22 protein-coding genes, 4 tRNA genes and 2 rRNA genes are annotated in these 22,845 nt (G+C 30.0%); 9 read left to right on the forward strand and 19 right to left on the reverse strand.

Annotated features, from left to right (window positions below):
- Nucleotides 1-312 precede the first annotated feature (312 nt).
- The 4 genes from QMG30_RS25250 to QMG30_RS15670 all read right to left on the reverse strand — a co-directional run bounded on the left by QMG30_RS25250 (nt 313) and on the right by QMG30_RS15670 (nt 3,327).
- Complete coding sequence (locus QMG30_RS25250; protein WP_353511680.1) at nt 313-564, reverse strand: pro-sigmaK processing inhibitor BofA family protein; 252 nt, start codon at nt 562-564, stop codon at nt 313-315.
- Between the two features lie 149 nt (nt 565-713).
- Nucleotides 714-965: a YaaL family protein gene (locus QMG30_RS15660; protein WP_281816975.1), complete on the reverse strand. Its 252-nt coding sequence runs from the start codon at nt 963-965 to the stop codon at nt 714-716.
- Nucleotides 966-1,130: 165 nt separating this feature from the next.
- Nucleotides 1,131-1,814, reverse strand: coding sequence for a response regulator transcription factor (locus tag QMG30_RS15665; RefSeq protein WP_281816977.1), 684 nt, complete (start codon nt 1,812-1,814; stop codon nt 1,131-1,133).
- 106 nt (nt 1,815-1,920) lie between these two features.
- Nucleotides 1,921-3,327: a sensor histidine kinase gene (locus QMG30_RS15670; RefSeq protein WP_281816979.1), complete on the reverse strand. Its 1,407-nt coding sequence runs from the start codon at nt 3,325-3,327 to the stop codon at nt 1,921-1,923.
- A 338-nt stretch (nt 3,328-3,665) separates the two neighbouring features.
- On the opposite strand from QMG30_RS15670, the gene QMG30_RS15675 reads away from it, so the two are divergent.
- The 9 genes from QMG30_RS15675 (at nt 3,666) to QMG30_RS15715 (ending at nt 14,504) form a co-directional block, all read left to right on the forward strand.
- Nucleotides 3,666-5,117, forward strand: coding sequence for an ABC transporter substrate-binding protein (locus tag QMG30_RS15675; protein ID WP_281816982.1), 1,452 nt, complete (start codon nt 3,666-3,668; stop codon nt 5,115-5,117).
- Between the two features lie 67 nt (nt 5,118-5,184).
- On the forward strand, nt 5,185-6,129 hold the full coding sequence (locus QMG30_RS15680; protein ID WP_281816985.1) for a carbohydrate ABC transporter permease: 945 nt from the start codon (nt 5,185-5,187) through the stop codon (nt 6,127-6,129).
- A gap of 12 nt (nt 6,130-6,141) precedes the next feature.
- Complete coding sequence (locus QMG30_RS15685) at nt 6,142-6,990, forward strand: carbohydrate ABC transporter permease (RefSeq protein ID WP_353511678.1); 849 nt, start codon at nt 6,142-6,144, stop codon at nt 6,988-6,990.
- A gap of 345 nt (nt 6,991-7,335) precedes the next feature.
- A complete protein-coding gene (locus QMG30_RS15690) occupies nt 7,336-8,046 on the forward strand; it encodes a Crp/Fnr family transcriptional regulator (RefSeq protein ID WP_281816991.1) in 711 nt (236 codons plus the stop codon).
- Nucleotides 8,047-8,175: 129 nt separating this feature from the next.
- Entirely contained in the window at nt 8,176-9,174 is a 999-nt protein-coding gene (locus QMG30_RS15695; protein ID WP_281816994.1) for a BMP family lipoprotein, read from the forward strand.
- 232 nt (nt 9,175-9,406) lie between these two features.
- The gene (locus QMG30_RS15700; RefSeq protein ID WP_281816996.1) at nt 9,407-10,945 is read left to right on the forward strand and encodes an ABC transporter ATP-binding protein; all 1,539 of its coding nucleotides are present in this window, start codon (nt 9,407-9,409) and stop codon (nt 10,943-10,945) included.
- The gene (locus QMG30_RS15705) at nt 10,938-12,011 is read left to right on the forward strand and encodes an ABC transporter permease (RefSeq protein ID WP_281816997.1); all 1,074 of its coding nucleotides are present in this window, start codon (nt 10,938-10,940) and stop codon (nt 12,009-12,011) included. The genes QMG30_RS15700 and QMG30_RS15705 overlap by 8 nt, the downstream gene beginning before the upstream one ends.
- Nucleotides 12,005-12,919 carry an ABC transporter permease gene (locus QMG30_RS15710; RefSeq protein ID WP_281816998.1) on the forward strand — a complete coding sequence of 305 codons (915 nt, stop codon included), beginning with the start codon at nt 12,005-12,007 and terminating at the stop codon, nt 12,917-12,919. Before QMG30_RS15705 ends, QMG30_RS15710 begins: the two co-directional genes overlap by 7 nt.
- Nucleotides 12,912-14,504, forward strand: a complete 1,593-nt coding sequence (locus QMG30_RS15715) for a sulfatase family protein (RefSeq protein ID WP_281816999.1) — start codon at nt 12,912-12,914, stop codon at nt 14,502-14,504. Before QMG30_RS15710 ends, QMG30_RS15715 begins: the two co-directional genes overlap by 8 nt.
- A 247-nt stretch (nt 14,505-14,751) precedes the next feature.
- Here QMG30_RS15715 and dnaB read toward each other — a convergent pair whose 3' ends face one another.
- The 15 genes from dnaB to QMG30_RS15785 all read right to left on the reverse strand — a co-directional run.
- A complete protein-coding gene (dnaB, locus tag QMG30_RS15720) occupies nt 14,752-16,089 on the reverse strand; it encodes a replicative DNA helicase (protein ID WP_281817000.1) in 1,338 nt (445 codons plus the stop codon).
- A 191-nt stretch (nt 16,090-16,280) separates the two neighbouring features.
- Nucleotides 16,281-16,727 carry a 50S ribosomal protein L9 gene (rplI, locus tag QMG30_RS15725; RefSeq protein WP_281817003.1) on the reverse strand — a complete coding sequence of 149 codons (447 nt, stop codon included), beginning with the start codon at nt 16,725-16,727 and terminating at the stop codon, nt 16,281-16,283.
- Complete coding sequence (locus tag QMG30_RS15730; RefSeq protein ID WP_281817006.1) at nt 16,727-18,769, reverse strand: DHH family phosphoesterase; 2,043 nt, start codon at nt 18,767-18,769, stop codon at nt 16,727-16,729. Before QMG30_RS15730 ends, rplI begins: the two co-directional genes overlap by 1 nt.
- Before the next feature lie 73 nt (nt 18,770-18,842).
- The gene (locus QMG30_RS15735) at nt 18,843-19,802 is read right to left on the reverse strand and encodes a DUF2232 domain-containing protein (RefSeq protein WP_281817009.1); all 960 of its coding nucleotides are present in this window, start codon (nt 19,800-19,802) and stop codon (nt 18,843-18,845) included.
- A gap of 60 nt (nt 19,803-19,862) precedes the next feature.
- Nucleotides 19,863-20,195 carry a MazG-like family protein gene (locus QMG30_RS15740; protein ID WP_281817012.1) on the reverse strand — a complete coding sequence of 111 codons (333 nt, stop codon included), beginning with the start codon at nt 20,193-20,195 and terminating at the stop codon, nt 19,863-19,865.
- Between the two features lie 192 nt (nt 20,196-20,387).
- The gene (gene rpsR / locus QMG30_RS15745; protein ID WP_281817013.1) at nt 20,388-20,624 is read right to left on the reverse strand and encodes a 30S ribosomal protein S18; all 237 of its coding nucleotides are present in this window, start codon (nt 20,622-20,624) and stop codon (nt 20,388-20,390) included.
- Between the two features lie 35 nt (nt 20,625-20,659).
- Complete coding sequence (locus QMG30_RS15750) at nt 20,660-21,100, reverse strand: single-stranded DNA-binding protein (RefSeq protein WP_281817015.1); 441 nt, start codon at nt 21,098-21,100, stop codon at nt 20,660-20,662.
- Nucleotides 21,101-21,119: 19 nt separating this feature from the next.
- Nucleotides 21,120-21,407, reverse strand: a complete 288-nt coding sequence (gene rpsF / locus QMG30_RS15755; protein WP_281817017.1) for a 30S ribosomal protein S6 — start codon at nt 21,405-21,407, stop codon at nt 21,120-21,122.
- A 208-nt stretch (nt 21,408-21,615) separates the two neighbouring features.
- Nucleotides 21,616-21,789: a DUF951 domain-containing protein gene (locus tag QMG30_RS15760; RefSeq protein WP_281817019.1), complete on the reverse strand. Its 174-nt coding sequence runs from the start codon at nt 21,787-21,789 to the stop codon at nt 21,616-21,618.
- 315 nt (nt 21,790-22,104) lie between these two features.
- A tRNA-Met gene (locus QMG30_RS15765) sits at nt 22,105-22,178 on the reverse strand.
- Between the two features lie 26 nt (nt 22,179-22,204).
- A tRNA-Cys gene (locus QMG30_RS15770) sits at nt 22,205-22,275 on the reverse strand.
- A gap of 43 nt (nt 22,276-22,318) precedes the next feature.
- Nucleotides 22,319-22,437, reverse strand: a 5S ribosomal RNA gene (rrf, locus tag QMG30_RS25320).
- 1 nt (nt 22,438) lies between these two features.
- Nucleotides 22,439-22,510, reverse strand: a tRNA-Glu gene (locus QMG30_RS15775).
- Between the two features lie 9 nt (nt 22,511-22,519).
- A tRNA-Asn gene (locus tag QMG30_RS15780) sits at nt 22,520-22,591 on the reverse strand.
- 145 nt (nt 22,592-22,736) lie between these two features.
- Nucleotides 22,737-22,845 (reverse strand): 23S ribosomal RNA (locus QMG30_RS15785); the annotation flags it as partial.

Genomic DNA, 22,845 nt, shown 5'->3' on the forward strand with positions numbered 1-22,845 from the left:
AATTAAAATTAACTTTATTTTCCCCTTTAAAAATAACCTTCTTAATTATTATATGAAATTTATAGGTAAAAGTAAAGTTATTTTTCTTATTTTAATATATTTTATCGGATTATGTTATATTTTTATCTATTATAAATCAATTTGTCTAATCTCATATTTAAATTAATGAGAATAATTGAAAACATACTGAACTAAGATAAGACCAAAGAGACTACGTCTCATAAAAGATTTCAAGGAAAATAGAAAGTAAAACTTTTTAAATTTAATAAAAAAGCCACAAATGGTAATTTTCAACCATAGTGACTATAATTATTATAAAAACATATCAACCAATGCTAGGGAATATAATAACAAAAATCCAGGGATTCCTAAAATGCCTACTACAAAACCATTCACTATATTCAACCCAACAAATAGTCCTAAGCCCTTAAGTATAAAATTCAAGCCATAGATTGCTCCCAAACCAATACAACCTCTTAACAGAACCAATAATAACTTTTTAACTGGTTTCATAAGCATTGAAAACAATATAATAATTAAACATAAAACAAAAATCCATATAATTAATTGATTGTTTTCCTTCTACCCCCTTTACCAATGAATATCTACTTGTCGGTGGTACTTTAAATATACTTTATGCGAACAAGTTATTTATTATATTATATGTTGTCTATAACTATATATTCTTATTTTCAACTAGTTCTTTATATCATTTATTGTATTTTAGCTATAATATTCATTTGCTTCGCTTGGTTTATAAGATATTCATATTTCAGCTGCATTGCTTTTACCTCATATATACAACTATCAATTAATTCCGGGTCAGTAACAATATCAAAATTACTATATGCTGTATCTAATGCTCTTTTTGCAATTTCAATATTTTTAAGTAAAAATTCTTCTTCACTAAGTTGATTAGAATTATCATCATAAGCAGCAAAATTAAAATTATTTTTTAAACTCATATTTTTTACCCCTTAAAAATTATTTTATTATATAGTATAGTCATTAAATAACTAATTATTCTATAATTGGTAAAAACAGTAAATTAAAGTTCAAAAAATATATGTTTTTACTTTAATCTCTAAGAATAAAAACAAATTATGCTTTCCTTTTTATTACTCAACAAATCATATATTACTTAACATTGTAAATATATTTAATTTATTAATGATTTCTATAACTTCCTTAGTATCCTTCGACTTGAATTTCCTTAATATACTTCTTATTTGAGATTTAACAGTGGACTCCTCCACAAATCTTATTTCACATATATCCTGTCTTGATTTACCTTCACATAAGAGTTTCAGAGTTTCTAATTCAGTACTTGTAAGTGTAGATACAATATTAATATAAAACAATAAACTTTCTTCATTACCTTTTATTCTTTTAAATTCCCCACGTAGTTTCTTAGCAATATTAGGTCTTATTGGAGATGAATCCCGATAAGCATCTTTAACCGCAGAAATAATAACATCAGCTTTTGCATCCTTCAAAACATAATCAACCACTCCCGCTTGAAATGCACTGAATATCAATTCATCTTCTTCATATACAGTAAGCATGATGATTTTGATATTAGGAAAATGCAATAATATTTCTTGAGTAGCTTTTATACCAGCAGTATGTGTTTCCATATGGACATCCATCAAAATAACATCTGGTTTATATATGGTTGTCTGCAAAATCGCTTCATAACCATTATTTGCTGTATATATATGACCTATTTCTGCATCTTTCTTTAAAATATTATTAATCCGTTTACAAACCGAAGGAATATCATCTACTATTAATATTGTTATACCTTGCTCCATTTGTTATCCTCCTCTAAAATAATATTATTAGAATTGCTATTCAAATGATTATAAAATAATTGTAAAACATATGAATAAATAATTTGGGTTGAAAATTTTTCAACCTTTACATTATTATAGGTAACATCATCTTTATTGTAGTACCTTTATGTTGAGAACTCTCAACGACTACATTTCCATTGTGGATATCAATAATTTGTTTTACATACGAAAGTCCTATTCCCCAATTATTATCTCCAGTTTTTGTTGTATAGAAAGCTTCAAAAATCTTACCCTGTATTTCTTTTTCCATGCCGACACCATTATCACTGATAGATATGATTACCCAATCATTAATGACTTCTGTAGATATATTAATCATTCCTGCTTCTTCATTATTAGCTTCTATAGCTTCAACAGCATTTTTGACCATTACACTTAGACATTCACCAATATGTTCTTCATCAATAAAGGCTCTTGGATTTAAATTGGTCAACTTATAATCTAATGAGATACCTTTTGGTATACCTGTAATTAATTTCTCGATCACTCCACTAATGAAATCATTAATACAATTAGGTTCAAGTATGATGCTCTGACTTTGAATCCTTTTATGCATCTCATTCAATCTTTCTATTGTCTGTCTAGAAATATTATTAATAGTATTTGCGGTTTCCAACAGTTCATCATTGTCTTTTAATTCATCTATAAGGATATCACTTTCAAATTGTATCGCTAACAATTGGTTCTTAAGTGAATGGCTTAATGCTCTTATCCCAAAATTATTCTTCTTCAATATCTTATGTTTACTATGATGTTCTGAATTATACACTTTCTTTAGTGATTTATATTTAAGTGTTGCAAAAAGCATAATCGTAAAACAAAATACACTCAAATACGGATAAATATAGTAAATAATCGTAGACGGTATCATTTTGGGTTGTTCATATATCAAATATGTTGTTCTCTGATATATGCTCACCAATACTGCCGGAGCCCAAGAAAACATAATCATATGAAAAGCAATGATACATAGTAATCCTACTAGATTAAAGAAATAGTAATCTCTTATTATAGGTAGGTTTTTTCTATGATAGAACTCTATTATCAAAAGGACCAAAGGTATAATCAACATTATAAAATTATATATTTTTGTCAACGAGTATAGGGATTTATACATAGAGTGAAACGTATCATATCCTATATTAAGAAAATTCATATTCATAGCAATTTTATAAAGTTCTCTATAGATTTCAGGATCATATAATATGAATTGAACTATTAGAAAAACACATGGAACATATGAAATAAATCTTGGTTTTCTATATCCATATATGAAATAAATCATATATAAGTACATACAACCTATAAATAGTAGAGTTCCAAAATTAATGAATCTAATAACATTTATTATGTTGACTTTGGAATACACTAAATCATTCCAAAAACCAAAGGGAACATAAAAGAAATACTTAACAATAACATAAGATAAATTCAATTTTGCTAAATATTGCAGTAAACCTAATAAAGACATACACCACCCTATAATACTACCGATCAAAAAATATGATGTAATATTAGATGGATTTTTGACAAACACGAAAAAAGCAAAAATCAAAAAGAGTATAGTTATATATAACATATTTTCACCTACAATTTTATTGGAAATAATTGATAAGGGCTGATAAAACATCAACTTTACATTTGATATAAAATATATCATTATATTACTACAAGGTGCCCTTGCTTGTAAAGATGATAATTTTGTAATTTATACTCATCAAATAACATTTACATAATAACACATTTAGTTATAAATCATCTTGAAAAGCATCAAACTAAAAATATATACATTAATTGGGAGGAACAAAAATGAAAAAGTTAATTTCAATTTTATTAGTAACATTAATGATTTTCACATTAGCTGGTTGTGGTTCCAAAGATTCAGATAATAATGATAAACCTGCTAACAAAGAAGATGGTACTACCAAAAAAATAACTTTAAAAGTTATGGATTGGAGTGATAGTTCCAAAACACAAAAAGAAGCATTTTTTGAAGAATATATGAAAAATAATCCAAATATTAATATTGAATACACTTGTTTAACAATGGACCAATACAAAAATACTGTATTATCCGCAATTAATTCTGGAGATGCTCCTGACTTATTTCCTTTACCATCAGGTATGGATTTAGGCACTGTCGTAAAAGAAGGTTGGTTCACTCCACTAGATGGTCTTGTAAGTGATGGCTTCAAAGATATATTTATAGATGGAGTATTCAAAGAAGGAGTCAATGTAATTGATGGAAAAGCATATTCTGTACCAGAAGTACTTCAATTACCTAATTCAATAATATTCTACAATAAAGATCTATTTGAAAAAGCTGGTTTAGACCCAGAACAACCACCAAAAACTTATTCAGAATTAAGAGACTACGCTAAAAAAATAACTGAAGCAGGTAATGGTGATTTCTACGGAATCATAGAAGGTGGACAACAAGTAAATAGATGGAAAACTGCAGCTCATGATTTCTCTGCTTTAGGTGGAAGCGGTATGTCAGAATTCTCACCTGTAAGTTTATTAACAGGAGAATCCAGTTACGCTGATAAAGCAATGGTAGAAACATTCGAATTATTCAAAGGTATGGCTGAAGACGGAAGTTATCATCCAAGTACAATGAGTATAAGAGCGCCTGAAGCTAGAGCATTATTCGGTGCTGGTGAAGCAGCTTTTATAATTCAAGGTGTTTGGTGTATAGGGGTATGGAATACCAACAACCCTGATTTAGACCTTGGTATAGCATCACAAGTTGCATCAGATAATGGCAGAACAGGTTCTGTAGCAATGGCAACAGCTAATGCATGGATGGGTGTATCAGCATCATCCGAACATCCTGAAGAAGCAGCTAAATTACTAGAAGCTTTATATTCTACAGATTATAATTATCAAAAAGATTGTGTATCTGATGGAGTATTCTTCTCACTTGTAAAAGGTGTAAACGATGAATACCTAACTAATCCATTACTAAAAGAATTTTATGATGCCGCAACAGCAACAGCAAGTATTGCTCCTAATCCAAAAACTGAAAATCAGGCAACCTCACAATTATTCTTAGAATATAATGATGTAAGCCCAGCAGTTGGAGATTTATTACAAGGTACCGTAGCAGGAGCTATTAATGATATAGAAGGAAGTCTAAAAGGATTATCAGACAAAATTAATCAAGAATTTGATAGAGCATTAAAAGCAGCTAATGAAAAAGGAGCCAACATTAGTAAAGATGATTTTAAATTTGATTGGGATCCAATGACTAATTATTAATTAATGCTTATAAAATGCTGTGACTATATAGTTACAGCATTTATATTATCAAAAAGGAGAGAACATGATGCAACAAGTAAATAGTAAAAAAAATATATTTGCTAAAAAAAATAAGAGTAATATCAGATGGTGTTGGATATTTATGATTCCGACTTTACTATTATACTTAGTATTTACTGCATGGCCAATATTTTCAAGTTTCTATTATGCGACATTGAAATGGTCAGGATTAAGTGTAACTAAAGAATTTGTTGGATTGAGTAATTTTATTGAAGTAGCCAAAGATCCTTATTTCTGGTCGGCTTTTTGGAATAGCTTTAAATTCATGTTTGGTGTTGTTCCAATACACTTAATAATTGGTTTACTGTTAGCGGTTGTACTTAATAATAAGCTATTAAAGTTAGCAAAAGTATACCGTACACTATTCTTTCTTCCAGTTGTAACAACAGCATCTATAGTTGGTATCATAATGATATTTATCTTAGGCGCTGACGGTCCTGTTAACACAATATTATTATCATTAGGTATAACAGATAATCCTATTAACTGGTTAGGTGACCCTAAATATGCCATGATTTCAGTTATACTAATATCAGGTTGGAAAAATCTTGGTATCAATATGATATATTGGTTAGCAGCATTACAAAGTATTCCATCAGAATTATATGAAGCTGCTAAAGTAGACGGATGTAATTCCAGACAAATGTTCAGATACATTACTTTTCCATTAATAATTCCTATAGGTGCTGTAATAGCATTACTTAACATAGTAGGTTCATTAAAAGTATTTGATATTGTCAAAACAATGACTAATGGTGGTCCTTTCTTTTCTACTGATGTTGTAGCGACTTATATTTATAGATACGCATTCTCAAGTGAAATGGGACTTCCAAGGATAGGTTATGCATCAGCTGCTGGTATTTTCTTTGGAATAACAATAATCATCGTTGGTTTTACTGCCAACCATTTCAAAAAGAAAATCAAAGCAAAGAGCATAGTATCACAAAACTAATATAATCTGGTGGTGAATAATTTGAAACGATTTAGAATAAAAAACAAAAAAATATGTTTAACTCATATATTATTAATTATAGTTTCATTGGTATGGATTTATCCTTTTATCTGGATGGTAAGTGCATCTTTTAAAACAGATGATGAAATATTTGCAAAAGGGCTGAATCTGATACCAAAAAACTTCAACTTCGATAACTTCATAAGAGCATGGAACAATGCTAACTTTGAAGCATACTTCTTTAACTCTATCGTAGTTACGGTTTGTACTGTTTTACTAGTGCTGATTCTTAGTGCAATGATGGGCTATGTAATGGGACGATATGAATTCAAAGGTAAAAAAGTTGTACTAGGTATATTTCTAGCTAGTATGGTTATTCCTTTAGGTTTTACTATTATTCCAATATATCAAGCAATCAAAGCTTTAGGACTTATGAATACAAGAATAGGATTAATCTTAGCTGAATCCGGAGGCTCTCATATTATATTCATTCTTTTATTTGCGGGATTCTTCAAAGAAATACCAAAATCACTTGAAGAGGCAGCTATTATGGATGGTTGTGGTTTCTTGAGAATATTCATTAACATTATGTTGCCACTATCAAAACCTATTATTGGTAGCGTTGTAATAATGCAGTTCATTTGGACATGGAACTCATTCTTATTACCTCTTGTACTTACTTTAAGTAATGAAGGGCTTCGTACTTTAGCAGTAGGACTATATGCATTCAAAGGTGAATATGTAGTTGACTGGACCGGAATCGCTGCTGGAGGAACTATTTCTCTAATACCAATCATTATAGTATTCGTAGTACTTCAGAAATATTTTGTAGAAGGAATTGCTGGGTCAATCAAAGGATAAAATTAATAACTTAAAACAAATAATATCATATATGAATCTATATTCAATACAAAAAAGATATAATATAATTCTTATAAATAATCACACTCTGTTTTATATAGGGTGTGATTATTTTTTATATGGAGATGTTTGCAGAATAAAAAATAGATATATATTGAATACTATCTCCCAATTATTATAACCATGTAATATTATGTAAAAATAAAATATCATCTACACCTGATATAGATTTCATGATAAAATTAAACTATTATTTTCTTAATTAATACTTTCATCTATAATTCTATTAATTCCGTTTATATGAAAGGCAAATAAATTAATCATATTAAAATCAAGGAGAATACAATGACTATACAAAAATACATTAATGAAAACCCCTTTTTACAACAACTATTTACTGAATTTACACATTCAGACCTAGAACTAATAGATGTAATTTATTACGCAAGCGATATGACAATCATCAAAAGAAACTCCTGCTCCAATTATGTATATCTAATAGTGAACGGTATATGCGGTATGTTCAAAAGGCTGGAGAATGGTGAAATATATTGCTACTACAAAATATCTAATTACAATGTAATAGGTCTTTCAGAAATTCTTTCAGATAACGATGTACGAAATGCTGATGTAGATACTCTTACAGATGTGATAGCTCTAAAAATCAGTAAACGAAATCTAAAAGAATGGATGGTCAAGTACCCTGATTTCTATAATAAAATTATATATAACACTATAAATAGGCTACATTCAACATTAAGTAAATATATAGAATGCAAAAAGTACTCGGTAAAGGTTAATGTGGTAGCTTACTTAATTTACTGTTATGACCTTTACAAAAAAATATATGATACCAACTATAAAGGTTTAGTCAAAATAAATGAAACCCGAAATATGATTAGTAATTTCATAGGTATCTCAATAAGATCAACTAACAGCACTGTAGAAATATTGAAAAACAAGAATCTAGTTACCATAAAACTTGGTAAGATCTATATAAATAATGAACAATATAATAACTTATTAAAATACAAAAAAGAATTGCTATTGGATTAATGAACATTTTATCTAATATATAAAAAAACATTCATTTTTTAAAAGAAAAGTGCAAAATTTCCTATTTAATAGATTTAAAATATGATATCTTTTATACATCATAAACTTAATAATAGGAGGACGTACACAATGAAAAAAATATCCGCTTTATTATCTTTTATTCTAATTATCTCTATGATATTTACAGGATGTAGTTCTGAAAATAACGATTCAACTGATAAAACCATTAAAGTAGCTTTAATAACATCTTCAGGTGGCTTAGGAGACAGATCATTCAACGACTCTGCACATGAAGGATTCAAAAAAGCAGAAGAAGAATTAGGCGTTGAAATAAAAGTTATCGAACCTCAATCAACAGCAGATTACTTACAATCTCTAAAACTTGCATCTAGTGCAGACTATGACTTTATCATGGCTGTGGGTAATGACTGGGGAGATGCTATAAACTCAGTAATTCCTAACTACCCAGACAAGAAGTTTGCAGGAGTTAATGTTGACTGTACAGGAGACAATTTAGCTGTAGCTCGTTTTGCAGATCATGAAGGAAGTTTCCTAGTAGGTGCATTAGCTTCACTTATGAGTAAAAGTGGAACTGTTGGATTCATAGGTGGTATGGATATCCCAGGAATTAATAGATTTGCAGTAGGATATGAAGAAGGAGCTAAATACGTTAACCCTGATATAAAAGTTCTACCTACTTATGTTGGTTCTTTTGCTGATCCTAGCAAAGGAAAAGAATTCGCTGTCCAATTGATAGATGAAGATGCTGACGTTATATATCATGCCGCCAGCAAATCAGGTGAAGGTCTTTTTGAAGCTCTTAAAGAAAAAGAAGGCGTTTATGGTATTGGTGTAGACCAAGATCAAGACTACATAGTAGAAGGTAAAATCCTTACAAGTATGGTTAAAAACGTTGGTAATGCTGCATATGATTTCATCAAACAAGTGAAAGAAGATACCTTCACATCAGGTGAAAAAATCTATGGTCTAGCTGAAAACGGTGTTGGAATAACAGAATTGAAATATACAAAAGATATAATTCCTCAAGAAGTCTTAGATCAATTAGATACTATAAAACAAGATATAATTGATGGTAAAATAACAGTTACAGACGTATTCAATAAATAATTGAAATAGAATTAAAATTATGTTTTGATAAAATATCTTAAGCAAAACTATTATAAACAAATAATCAATAGGATAAAAAACAGATACCTTCTATTTTTTATCCTAAAATATTACTATTAAATGGATATTAATAACTATGAGGTTATACCTTGTACAATTTCAAGGAAAATAGAAAGTAGAACTTACTTATTTTATAAAATGATTCAGTAAAAAATTAAAGGAGAAGTTACTAATGAATTATGCTGTAGAAATGTTAAACATTAGCAAACAGTATCCTGGTACTCTTGCGAACGATGATGTATCAATAAAAATTAAAAAAGGATCCGTCGTTTGTCTAGTAGGCGAAAATGGTGCTGGAAAATCTACTCTGATGAATATATTATATGGATTGCAAAAACCCACCACAGGTGAAATAAGAATCAATGATAAACCTGTAACTTTTAATTCAAGTCTTGATGCACTAAAAAATAATATTGGAATGGTTCATCAGCATTTTATGCTAGTAGAAGAATTATCTGTATTAGAAAATGTAATATTAGGCATGGAACCTACTAAATCTCTATATATAGATTACGATAAAGCAAAAAAAGAAATTAAAAAGTTGATGAGATCCAACGGTATAAATATACCCGTAAATGAGTTGATCGGTAATCTTCCTGTAGGTGTACAACAAAAAGTAGAAATCATAAAAACACTTTATAGAGGTGTAGACATTCTAATACTTGATGAACCAACTGCTGTATTAACTCCCCAAGAAACAAATGATCTCTTCAAAAACATAAGAGAATTATCCAGTCAAGGAAAAACTATAATATTCATTACTCATAAACTTGATGAGGTAATGGAAGTATCAGATCACATAATAGTAATGCGAAAAGGGAAAGTTGTAGGCGAAATGAATACCTGCGATACTGATAAATACCAATTAGCAGAATACATGGTAGGGAAAAAGCTCCCACCTGTCATGGATCGAAAAGAAATCCAAGGTTCTCCTGTTATAGAACTAGAAAATGTAAGTATAAAACAAAACAATGGTCTATATTCATTAAAAAACATAAATCTAACCATTAATGAAGGTGAAGTTTTAGGAATAGCTGGTATATCTGGTAATGGACAAGGTGAATTAGCAAGGGTAATAGCAGGTATGACTAAACCCACTAAAGGTAAAATATTGCTTGAAAACAAAGACATAACTAATAAAAACAGAAAAGAGCGTCTACTACAGGGTATTAGTTATATCCCGGCAGATAGAAAAAAGGAAGGCCTCTGTATGCAATGGTCTATTGCACAAAACAGTATTGCTGGTTATCATGTAATGCCAAAATTCCTTAAGAAAATTCTAGGGTTTAAATTTTTAGATGAAAACAAAATCAATGATAAAGCCAAAGAAATGATCAATCAATTTGATATAAGAACTCCTAGTCATAATACAAATGTAAATGACCTATCAGGTGGTAATCAGCAAAAAGTTGTTATCGCAAGAGAAACAAAAGTTAATAATCCAAAATTATTAATTGCAGCTGAACCAACAAGAGGTGTAGATATTGGTGCTATAAGTTTTATCCATAACTATATAATTGAACTTAGAAACAGTAAAACAGCTGCACTAATTATATCCTCTGACCTTGATGAAATATTTACACTAAGTGATACCATAGCAGTTCTATATGAAGGCGAAATTGTGTGTAAACTAAAAGCTAACGAAGTAACAAGAGAAGAACTAGGACTTTATATGGCAGGTTCAAAAAGACAGGAGGATATAGATGAATAGAAATAAGATACTAAAAGAATTAGGCAAACCTTTATTTGCAATAATCATATCCTTACTAATAGGAGCTTTACTTATAATACCTACAGGAACATCACCTATTGAAGCTTATTCATTACTCTTCAAAGGTGCCTTCGGAACTTGGCAAGGATTCTGTAGTAGTTTAGCAAAAGCAACTCCTTTATTATTTACAGGATTAGCTGCTGCATACGCATTCAGAGCTGGCGTATTCAATATCGGTGTAGAAGGTCAATTATACTTCGGAGCTATCACTGCCGCCTTAGTAGGAGTTTATTTACCTGCCTTACCTGCATATATATCTGTACCTATTTGTTTGATTGCTGCTATGATCGTAGGTATGATATGGGCTTTTATACCTGCAATACTAAACATTAAATTAGACATAAGTATATTTATAACCTGTATCATGTTAAATAGTATAGCACAGCTATTCTCCAATTACTTAGCAACCTACCCATTCAAAGGAGAATTACCTATTGGTGCAACATATAAGATAGGTGAAAATTCAATACTTCCAAAATTAGCAGGACCTATGAATGATTTGAATCTAGGTTTTGTTTTAGCTATACTCGTTGCAATAATACTACATATATTATTATTTAAAACCAAATTCGGTTATGAAAGTAGGGCATCAGGAATTAGTTCATCATTTTCAAAATACATTGGAATCAATGCAGCGAAAAGAACTGTTATTATAGTGATGATAAGTGGTGCTATCGCAGGACTTGCTGGAGCGGAACAAGTAATGGGTGTAAACTACAGATATATATCTGATATATCTAACGGATTAGGATATACAGGTATTACCGTAGCATTATTAGCTAAAAACAATCCTTTAGGATGTATAATAACAGCAATATTTTTTGGAGCACTTAATAATGGTGCTATACAGATGGAAGTTATGAGTAATATATCCAGAGACTTAATCTCCTCTGTCCAAGCAGTAATGATTGTATTTATAGCTGCAGATTTTGCAATAAATTCTATAAAAAGCAGAAAAAAAAACAATTTAAAAACTAAAAATAAAAAGGGGGATAACATATGCTAGATTTAATTACTTCTGTTCTTGAAACAACATTAAGACTTCTACCCCCTATACTTCTAGCAGGTTTTGGTGGTCTTATTACTCAAAGAATAAAATTAGTTAACTTAGGTTTAGAAGGATTTATGCTTATAGGAGCTTTCGTTGCTGTTGTCATGAGTTATTTTACAGGATCAGCTCTGATTGCATTACTTGTCACATGTTTCATATGTGGATTGATGGGTCTATTATTTGCTATTTTCAACATAAAATATAAAGCTGATAACATTGTCGTATCGGTTGCTATTAACATGTTTGCATTAGGTATAACTAAATATTTTCTAAATATTCTATTTGGTGTTAGAGGAGCGTTTTCTTCTCCTAAAATAATAGGATTTTCAACAATTGATTTACCTTTTTTAGAAAATATTCCTATTTTATCAGCTTTCGCACATCAATCAATAATATTATATTTATCAATATTAATATTGATTGTGTTACAAATTACATTGTTCAAAACTAAAATTGGTTTACGAATAAGAGCTACAGGGCCTAATTCAATGGCTGTACAAACTGCTGGAGTCAATGTATTTAAATTAAAATGCATGGTATTGACTGCTAGTGGTATCCTATGTGGAATTGGCGGTGCTTACCTTTCATTAGGACAATTAACCATGTTTACAGATAATATGACTAATGGAAGAGGATACGTTGCTATGGCAGCATCTAATTTCGGTAATGCAATGCCTGTGGGAACATCACTAGGTGCATTATTATTTGGATTTACTGATGCAGTTACTATGAAAGCTCAATTATATGGCTTCCCACCACAGCTTATACAGATACTGCCTTATCTTGTAACAGTATTAACACTTATTGGCGTAGGAGTCTATAAGAAAAGGAAAAGTAAAAGGAGGCTTATAGCCAATGAGTAAACCTAATATTTTATTAATAACAACAGACCAACAGAGATATGATACCATATGTGCTGGTGGTTATGATTATATGGAAACCCCTAATTTAGACAGATTAGCCAAAGAGGGATGTATGTTCACCAATGCATACTCCCCTAACCCTGCATGTATACCAGCAAGACATAATATCGTATCAGGACTACCATCCAAATACCATAGTTTTGATGATAATTACTTTGATAACAGTAGACAAATGCCTTATGATATACCAACATTCCCTGAACTATTATCCAATCATGGTTATAATACAGTTGCTATCGGTAAAATGCATTTTCAACCTTGTAGAAGACATAATGGCTTCAATAGAATGCATATTATGGAGGAAATACCTGAATATATTATGGATGATGATTATGCTCAATATCTCAGAAATCAGGGATTAGATTATTACAGTAGCATGCATGGGGTTAGACATCTATTATACATGCTTCCCCAACAGTCGTTTATTCCTACAAAACATCATGGAAGTACATGGGTAGCAGATAAAACTATTGATGTAATAAAAGAAAATAATAATAAGAGACCTTTTATGATATGGAGCAGTTTTATACAACCTCATCCTCCATTTGATGTGCCTAATGAGTGGGCAAATATTTATAATGATAAAAAACTCCCTGAATACTATGAAAGCATTACCCCTATATCCGCCCTTGCTGAAGAGAACAAACATATAGCTGATTATCCTAATGATGAATATCTTGAAAGAGCTAAACAATTATATTACTCTTCAATATCCTTTGTCGACTATAATATAGGTAGAATCTTAGATTATCTAGAAAAAACTAATCAACTAGATAATACCTTAATCATATTTACTTCTGACCATGGAGAAATGTTAGGTGACAACGGAACTTTCCAAAAATTCTTACCTTATGATGGTTCTTGTAAAATACCATTTATAGCTAGATACAAAGAAGGTCTTAAGGAAGGAACCATAGACAATAGATTTGTTGACCTCAATGATTTATTTCCAACTTTTCTAGATATTGCTGAAATAGAATATCCAGCTAACTATAAATTACCTGGTGAAAGTATATTCGCAACTAACGGCATAAAAGATAGAGATTATCAATATGTAGAACATAACAAAGGCAATAAAAGATGGGTAAGCCTAAGAAATAAACAATACAAATATAATTATTATTATGGTGGCGGAAAAGAAGAATTGTTCAATCTTGAAACTGACCCAAAAGAAAGAATTAACTTACTGGTTAATAATAATACAGACATAACAGAAATAAAAGAATATCTAAGAAATAAATTAATCCAATATGAAAAAACTTGGTGGGAAAAAGGTTATATAGCTAATGATGATTTTATAAAATTAGACGAATATACACCAAAAATATATCGAGAAACTAATTTTCCCAAACATGTGAAAAATCTGACTGACACAGATAAATCAAAATTAATAGGTATGAATCATGAAATAAAAGAAGCCATCAAGAACGAGCATATTGTAGATCTAAAAGAATTAGATATTGCTACATTTAAGGAATTCGGTAGATTTACTGATACAGATATAGAAAATCTATTAAGTAAATAACTTATACATAAAGAATATACAATGTGATTTCCTAAATTATTGTTAAAAATAGTATAAAAAAGTCATTACATAAAGTTATATTATTAAAATTAATAGCTTACCTAATATCTGACTATCTTAAATGTTAGGGATACTGATAGTAAATAAAAATTAAACCTTGTAGAATCTTAACCGAACTGGATTATTCTACAAGGTAGTTAAATTCTTATAAATAAATATTTATATATAATTTTGTTGAATAAAATTATTAGTAATTCTTATTTTCCATACTTGCAAACTTAGTATACTGTCCCATCCAAACCAAATGAATTGTACCAGTAGGACCATTACGTTGTTTAGCAATTATTAGCTCACCTTGGTTTTTAGCCTCTGTTTCAGGATTATAATATTCATCCCTATACAAAAACATAACTACGTCCGCATCCTGTTCTATAGCTCCTGATTCTCTCAAATCTGATAACATCGGTCTATGATCAGCTCTTGATTCACAAGCACGACTCAACTGTGACAATGCTACAACAGGTGCTTCCATCTCTCTAGCTAGAGCCTTAAGTGAACGTGATATTTCGGATATTTCCTGCTGTCTTGATTCTGTCCTTCCATTTCCACTCATAAGCTGCAAATAGTCAATCAAAATTAAATCAAGACCTTTCTCAAGCTTTAATTTTCTACATTTAGCTTTCATTTCAGAAACTGTAATACCAGGTGTATCATCAATGTAAATAGAAGCACTAGATAGTACACTTGAACCACTAGCGATTTTAGCCCAATCTTCATCTTCTAAATCACCAGTTCTAACTTTCTGTGCATCAACCATAGCTTCTGAACATAGAAGACGATTTACTAATTGTTCCTTTGACATCTCCAAGCTAAATATAGCTGTTGCAGCATTTTCTTTAATAGCTGCATGCTGAGCAATATTAAGAGCAATAGCTGTTTTTCCCATTGATGGCCTAGCAGCAATTAGAATTAAGTCTGAAGGTTGTAATCCTGCTGTTTTATAATCAAGATCAATAAATCCAGTAGGAATACCAGTAACTTTTCCTTGATTCTTATGTATCATTTCTATTTTATTCAGAGTTGGTACAACTAAATCTTTGATAGAGGAAAATTCTTCTGTTCGCCTATCCTGCATAATATTGAAGATTTTCTCTTCAGCACTATTAAGGGTATCCTCTAACTTATTCTTACCATCATAACTTTCTGCAATTATTTCTTTGCTTGTTTTTATCAACTTCCTAAGAACTGACTTTTCCTTAACGATCTGAGCATAATTTTTAATATGTGCAGATGTGGGAACAGACATAGCTAACTTGGATAGATGATTAATTCCACCTATCTGGTCTAGAACTCCATCGTCTTTCAATTTATTTTCTAGGGTAACTAGATCTACTGCTTTATTCTTATTGAATAAATCAATAATAGCTTCAAATATAACTTTTAAATCTGGTTGATAAAAATCATCAGGCATCAAAGATTCCATACCTGTAGTTATCGCTTCCCTGTCCAATATCATGGAACCAATAACTGATTGTTCAGCCTCTAAGCTATATGGTGGTAACCCTTTTATTTCTGCATCCACCAAATCCCCTCCAAACTATTAGCCATTCTACATATATACGAGTCCATTTATGTATTTACATTTAATTATAACAGTCTAGCTACTATTAATAAACTTGTATTTATTAGTAACTCATATTTTCTCCTTTAGTTTAAGGAGTTACAGATTAAACTCTCTATGAAACATTAAGACCCTTTAAGGGTCTTATATTCTAATTAAAGTTCTTGTACTTTTACTTTAAGTTCTGTTTTGACTTTTGCATTCAATTTAATTGGTATAATATGAGTTCCAAGAGCTTTTATTGGTTCTTTTATCTGCATTTTTTTCTTATCAATGTCTAATCCCAATTGTTCTTTTGCAGCTTTTGTTATTTCTTTTGTTGATACAGAACCAAATATTTTACCACCATCACCCGCTTTTACCTTTATGGTAATGGAAGTACCCTTTATCTTCTCACCTAATTCTTTAGCCTCTTCAAGTAACTCCTGTTGTCTTCTCATATCTGATTGTTTTTTTAATTTCATATCGTTTATAGAAGCTTTAGTTGCCTCAACAGCTAATTTTTTTGGAAACAAAAAATTTCTAGCATACCCATCACTTGTATTAATTAACTCTCCTTTTTTACCTAACTTCTTAACATCTTCTAATAATATGACCTTCATTATTTTTCACCTTCCTCTAAGTATTCATCAATTGTATCTTTTAAGATTTCTATAGCACCATTTATGGTATTATCATGAAGCTGAGCACCTGCAACACTCAGATGTCCTCCGCCTCCTAATTTTTCCATAATCAATTGCACATTGATGTCATCGAATGATCTAGCACTTATATATATTGTACCATCAACATTAGTTAAAACAAATGATGCCTTAATACCAGATATATTAAGTAATTCATCAGCAGCCTGAGCCGTTACAAGAATCGGATTTTGGATGTCTGATGGACATATTGATATCGCCATCTTATCTCTATATAACTCAGAATCTCTAACAGCTGTTGCTCTAGCTTTATATGATTCCATATCATTCTTGAATAATTTTCTGACTTTCACAACATCTGCTCCATTTCGCCTTAAATAAGCAGCTGCTTCAAAAGTCTTGACTCCTGTTTTAATAACAAAATTCTTAGTATCTACTGTAATCCCTGCAAACAAAGCTTCAGCTTCTATAGGTCTTAATTTAACTTTATCAGAAATATATCTAATTATTTCTGTTACCATCTCACATGTTGAAGAAGCATAAGGTTCTATATAATTTAATACAGTATCTTCTATATGCTCTGCCCCAACCCTATGGTGGTCGAAAACTACAACATTATTAACGTACTTAAATAACTCTTGACACTCTGTATAACTTGGTCTATTTACATCCACAACTACAAGCAATGTATTATTATTAGCATAATTAACAGCTTCTACATTATCTATAAAAAGGTCTTCACCATAATTATCATCTTCAACAAAACGATCATACAAAGGCCTTACCGCCGAAGTAATTTCATTAAGAACTATATGAACAGTTTTATCATATAGCTTAGCACAACTATATATTCCTATTGCAGCTCCAAGTGAATCTAAATCTTGGACTTTATGACCCATAACAATAATTTTATCACAATCTTCTATAAGTTCTCTGAACGCATAAGCTTTTATCCTAGCTTTTACTCTAGCACTTGTTTCTACTCCTCGAGTCTTACCTCCATAGAATAAAAATTTGTCACTTTCTTTTATAACTGCCTGATCTCCACCTCGACCAAGAGCTAAATCAATTGCAACTCTAGCAAAATCCAATGATTGTATATACGAATAATCGTTAACACCAAGTCCCATACTTAATGTAACGGGTAGTTCATTTCCTATATTTATTTCTCTAATAACATCTAGTATAGCAAATTTATCTTCATGCAAATCTCTTAAATATTTTTTTTGGAATATAATCATATATTTATCTTTTTCGAATTTACGGACTATACCATCTATTTTTTTTGCAAACTTATTTATGTTTCTATCAATTAAAGCAACTAGCAAAGGTCTTCTAACATCTTCAATACTCTGAAAAGCTTCTTCATAATTGTCAATATACAATAATCCAACAACTACTTTTTGATCATCATTCTTAGTCTGTAATTCTTTTTCATTAGTTATATCAAAGAAATAAGTTGCATAGATAATACCGCTATCACTCATCCTATCATATGGATCTAACGTATTGTCATTATCTATAACAAGACTTCTAATAATCACTCTATACATTCTATCTTTCAAAGATATTTCTTTTTCAAAAACAGTATCATCTTCAACAGGTAATATAGTAGAATTAAGTTGTGGAATAAGAGCATTAATATTCTTATCAAGAATTTTTTTCTCTCCTATCATTCCCTCGAATTCCTCATTAAACCAACGTATTCTTCCATCAATATCTAATAATATATATGGAATTTGGAATTTCTGTAAAAAATTCTTTTGAAGAGTACCAAATGTAAGGGCATAATTGATAACCTCACTCATTAAATGTCGTTTGGCTACTGTACCAATGTAAATACTAACTACTACAGACACCAAAAAAAATGCCAATGAAATAACGCCAGCCACAGTATTGACAAAAAATAATATAATCGTTAGAATAAATAAAAATGTTAAATATATTATTGGCCATCTAAAATAGTTCTCTATTTGTTTATTCATTTGATTCTTCTTATTCATATAATCTTCTCCTTTAAGATTTAAAGAAGTTCCATATTATTATCTTCCACTTTTAGAGTTTTAATGCTTATTTTCATGCATTATTTAGTTTCACTCTAATCTGAAAAATACTATCTATAAAACCTGCTACTACAAAATAAGCTTGAAAAAATATAAGACAAAAAACAGAAACCAATATCAGTAATATTCTTCTTCCTGCATTTCTAACTCTTTTGATTATCGACATTTCAAATAAAATACCTAAAAAGAATAACAATACAACTATAATAACCAATATATTATCAATTGCTACCATCAAATTACTTTTCCCATTCAAATAAAGAGCTTTTGCTATAATAACAATCATTAAAAATCCTATAATACTTCTGGACACTTTCAATCCTAATATATTTTCATAACCAAAATTATTTATTTTCATTTTATTAGCTATAAAACTAATACACAAAATAGATATAAAAGATATTCCTAAACATAATAAATATAATAGTGCTGGATAATAGTACTTCATATAATAGAAAGTATTTTTCAAAGTACCTATAGCAATTGAATACTCTTTTATAGAATTCGTATTATTATTAAAATAAGTACTATATATATTAGTAAATTCTTTTTCTATAATATCTATACCATTAAAATAAGTTGTAAGAACATCAACATCACAAATAGTTTTTAATAAAATGATAGTTCCTAAAAAGGAAGCAAATAGTAATATGCTTGATAAAGATATCAATTTAGTGAAAGGCATTTTTTCCCTAACTAGATAGCTTATAATCAGTGCAGGCAATATAACTACCATACTATAGGAGATGAAATGTTCAATACCATACAATATATAATTAGCAATACAAACTGCTAACATGCAAAAAATCAAACTGCCATCTATTTTATACTTAAGACCATATATAGCAACTGGAATAAATAATACAAAGCTTATGATAATCGTTTCTGTATTTCTTAAAAATAAGTAACTATAAATAGTATTAATAATTAGTATAATCAATAATAATATATATCTAGAATTATTCTTTTCCATAATACCTCCTATATTTTGAAACAACCTCAAAATATATCCGTTAAACAAATCATTCAAATATTATTTTATTTCTCTTGATTTATTAAGATGTTTTGATAGTGTTAATATTTCTTTTGTCCATTCCTCATTTTCTTCATTTTGCAAACTAGCTAATCTTAATTTATTTATCAATTTTATATCAAGTGCCTCATTAGAAACACCTAATTTATCTGATAATAAATAAGAAAGAATTATTACATCAGCTAATATATCAATATTTTCATTACTATTAGCAGAATTACTCTCAGCCATATTTGAAAACAAAGCAGATACATTTGAAAGTAGTTGACTTTTCAATCTCTCAATGATTCTAATAGTCTTAGTAATATCAAACTCCCCTTTATACATAGCCATAATTATAAACCCCTTTTTTATTTATAATACTTTATATCTATTAAGTATAAGTTAATTTATCTATTTTTGATATTTAATCATATTATAACATTTAATGGAAGATATGAAAAGTTAAGAAATAATATTAATATTTTCAGAGATTACATAAACACTAATAAGGGCTCTGATTTCTCAGAGCCCTAGAATATATTATTAATCAAGTGTATAAGGCATTAATGCTATATGTCTTGATTGCTTAATAGCAATTGTTAATGCTCTTTGATGTTTAGCACAATTTCCAGTAATTCTTCTTGGAAGAATCTTTCCTCTTTCGGAAACATATCTTTTTAATTTGTTAACATCTTTATAATCAATTGTTGCTTTTTTGTCAGCGCAAAAAATACAAATACGTTTTTTTCTTCTTGTACCTTTTCTTTTTTGAAAAGCCATCGTGTTACCTCCTTTATAAAAAATCTCTTGTTATACTAAAATGGTAAATCGTCATCAAAACTTTCGTCTATAGGAACAAATCCATCGGCGTTATTATTGTCTGGTGCAGGAACTGATGTCTCTTGTGGCTCCGTAGCCATTCTTTTCTCAAATGATGCTTTACTTTCAGCAAAATGCTGCTCTTCAGCAATAACTTCTGTCATCCATCTTCTATTACCGTTAGCATCATCATAAGTTCTAATTTGTAATCTACCGACTATACATATTTGTTGACCCTTTTTAAAAAATTTTTCTGCAAATTCTCCAGCTTTTCCAAAAGCTACTATATTAATGAAATCTGCATCCGGCTCACCTTCACGTTTAAAACGTCTATTAACTGCTAAAGTATATCTAGCAATTGCAAGAGGTTGGGCACTTTGTGAATATCTAACTTCTGGGTCTTTTGTTAATCTCCCCATCAATATAACTTTATTCATAATATTACCCCCTTGAAAATTAGTCTTCTAATCTTTTAAATAAGAATCTTAAAACAGGTTCCATTATACGAATTCTTTTTTCGATCTCAGCTGGCGCATCAGAAGATGATTGGAATCTAATAAAATAATAGTAACCTTCTTTTACTTTATTAATTTCATAAGCTAGTCTTCTTTTTCCCCAGTCGTCGATTTCACCGATATTACCACCAAATCTTTCAATATAACCTTTGATTTTCTCTAAAGCGGCTTCTTTAACTTCTGTTTCAACTTTTCCGTTGATTACAACTGCTAATTCGTAATTATTCATTAATTACACCTCCTTTTGGACTTTGGCCCTTATATAAATAAGAGCAAGGATAATAATTATCATTACAATAATTATATAGCATGACATAAAATTACTATTTTACTTCTATACTACAATTAAATATATTAACATAGTTTATTAGATAATGCAATAGACTTTTACAATTTACATTATAATGATTAATTTTCGAATATCAAATTTATATTTATTATTTAATATCTTTAATATTCTTTTCTAATTTTTTTCTAGGTATCATTACTTGATGACCACAACCTAAACATTTTATTCTAAAATCAATACCTGTTCTAAGAACTTCCCATTCATGACTTCCGCATGGATGTTGTTTTTTCAAATACAGCACATTTCCCACTTTTATATCCATCTTTATAATCACCTCTAGTAAATTATTAACTTATATTTACAATATTATCCTAGCTAATATTATAAATTAAATTAGTGTAATAGTAAATATCTTATTACCAGCTATTTGCTTTTATGGAATATTTCTCCCCATAAATAATTTTATCATATTTAATATGTATATATGGAAGTCTATTGATCCGAAATAATAATTTTTATAAGTATTTTTATAAAATTATCGTCATTTGTTAGAATTCATTTATAGACAATACCTTCAAGAAAATTAGGGCAATAATTTTTTGAGAACAAAAAAACAGCTATATAAGCTGTTATTAAATTGCGGAGAAAGGATTTGAACCTTTGACCTTCGGGTTATGAGCCCGACGAGCTACCAGACTGCTCCACTCCGCGCCATTATAATGATTATACAAAATGTAAGGCGCCAATCGGATTTGAACCGATGATGAAGGTGTTGCAGACCTCTGCCTTACCACTTGGCTATGGCGCCATATTATATTATATGCATATAGCACTAATTTTGTCAATAACAAAATCGGCAGCCATCTACTCTCCCAAGTCGTCTCCAACTAAGTACCATCGACCGTTTATGTCTTAACCATCGTGTTCGGTATGTGAAACGGGTGTTTCCCATAAACGCATTACCACCGAAATGACTCGTAGGGGAATTGAACCCCTGTTACCGCCGTGAAAGGGCGGTGTCTTAACCGCTTGACCAACGAGCCTTATTTAAACTCCCCGAGTGGGACTCGAACCTACAACCCTTCGGTTAACAGCCGAATGCTCTACCATTGAGCTATCGAGGAATATTTATTCAAAACAACACACTGATTGTTACTAACTAATTAAACTATCAATCAACCTAAGCAAATAACTACTACATAACTTATACATCTTAACTCTTAGCTTGACTTCTTATATATTCAAACCCTCAGGTTCAAACATATTTCCTTGGTCAAGCCCTCGACCTATTAGTATCGGTCAGCTGAACATGTTACCATGCTTACACCTCCGACCTATCAACCTTGTAGTCTTCAAGGGGTCTTACTACCTTACGGTA

The sequence above is a fragment of the Vallitalea longa genome (assembly GCF_027923465.1).
Lineage (GTDB): Bacteria > Bacillota > Clostridia > Lachnospirales > Vallitaleaceae > Vallitalea > Vallitalea longa.

Excerpts from the sequence above, each read along its gene's own strand:
- QMG30_RS15660 (WP_281816975.1), bottom strand. The coding sequence starts at position 965 with ATGAGTTTAAAAAATAATTTTAATTTTGCTGCTTATGATGATAATTCT.
- QMG30_RS15665 (WP_281816977.1), bottom strand. The coding sequence starts at position 1,814 with ATGGAGCAAGGTATAACAATATTAATAGTAGATGATATTCCTTCGGTT.
- QMG30_RS15670 (WP_281816979.1), bottom strand. The coding sequence starts at position 3,327 with ATGTCTTTATTAGGTTTACTGCAATATTTAGCAAAATTGAATTTATCT.
- QMG30_RS15675 (WP_281816982.1), top strand. The coding sequence starts at position 3,666 with ATGAAAAAGTTAATTTCAATTTTATTAGTAACATTAATGATTTTCACA.
- QMG30_RS15680 (WP_281816985.1), top strand. The coding sequence starts at position 5,185 with ATGCAACAAGTAAATAGTAAAAAAAATATATTTGCTAAAAAAAATAAG.
- QMG30_RS15690 (WP_281816991.1), top strand. The coding sequence starts at position 7,336 with ATGACTATACAAAAATACATTAATGAAAACCCCTTTTTACAACAACTA.
- QMG30_RS15695 (WP_281816994.1), top strand. The coding sequence starts at position 8,176 with ATGAAAAAAATATCCGCTTTATTATCTTTTATTCTAATTATCTCTATG.
- QMG30_RS15700 (WP_281816996.1), top strand. The coding sequence starts at position 9,407 with ATGAATTATGCTGTAGAAATGTTAAACATTAGCAAACAGTATCCTGGT.
- QMG30_RS15705 (WP_281816997.1), top strand. The coding sequence starts at position 10,938 with ATGAATAGAAATAAGATACTAAAAGAATTAGGCAAACCTTTATTTGCA.
- QMG30_RS15710 (WP_281816998.1), top strand. The coding sequence starts at position 12,005 with ATGCTAGATTTAATTACTTCTGTTCTTGAAACAACATTAAGACTTCTA.
- QMG30_RS15715 (WP_281816999.1), top strand. The coding sequence starts at position 12,912 with ATGAGTAAACCTAATATTTTATTAATAACAACAGACCAACAGAGATAT.
- rplI (WP_281817003.1), bottom strand. The coding sequence starts at position 16,727 with ATGAAGGTCATATTATTAGAAGATGTTAAGAAGTTAGGTAAAAAAGGA.
- QMG30_RS15730 (WP_281817006.1), bottom strand. The coding sequence starts at position 18,769 with ATGAATAAGAAGAATCAAATGAATAAACAAATAGAGAACTATTTTAGA.
- QMG30_RS15735 (WP_281817009.1), bottom strand. The coding sequence starts at position 19,802 with ATGGAAAAGAATAATTCTAGATATATATTATTATTGATTATACTAATT.
- QMG30_RS15740 (WP_281817012.1), bottom strand. The coding sequence starts at position 20,195 with ATGGCTATGTATAAAGGGGAGTTTGATATTACTAAGACTATTAGAATC.
- rpsR (WP_281817013.1), bottom strand. The coding sequence starts at position 20,624 with ATGGCTTTTCAAAAAAGAAAAGGTACAAGAAGAAAAAAACGTATTTGT.
- QMG30_RS15750 (WP_281817015.1), bottom strand. The coding sequence starts at position 21,100 with ATGAATAAAGTTATATTGATGGGGAGATTAACAAAAGACCCAGAAGTT.
- rpsF (WP_281817017.1), bottom strand. The coding sequence starts at position 21,407 with ATGAATAATTACGAATTAGCAGTTGTAATCAACGGAAAAGTTGAAACA.
- QMG30_RS15760 (WP_281817019.1), bottom strand. The coding sequence starts at position 21,789 with ATGGATATAAAAGTGGGAAATGTGCTGTATTTGAAAAAACAACATCCA.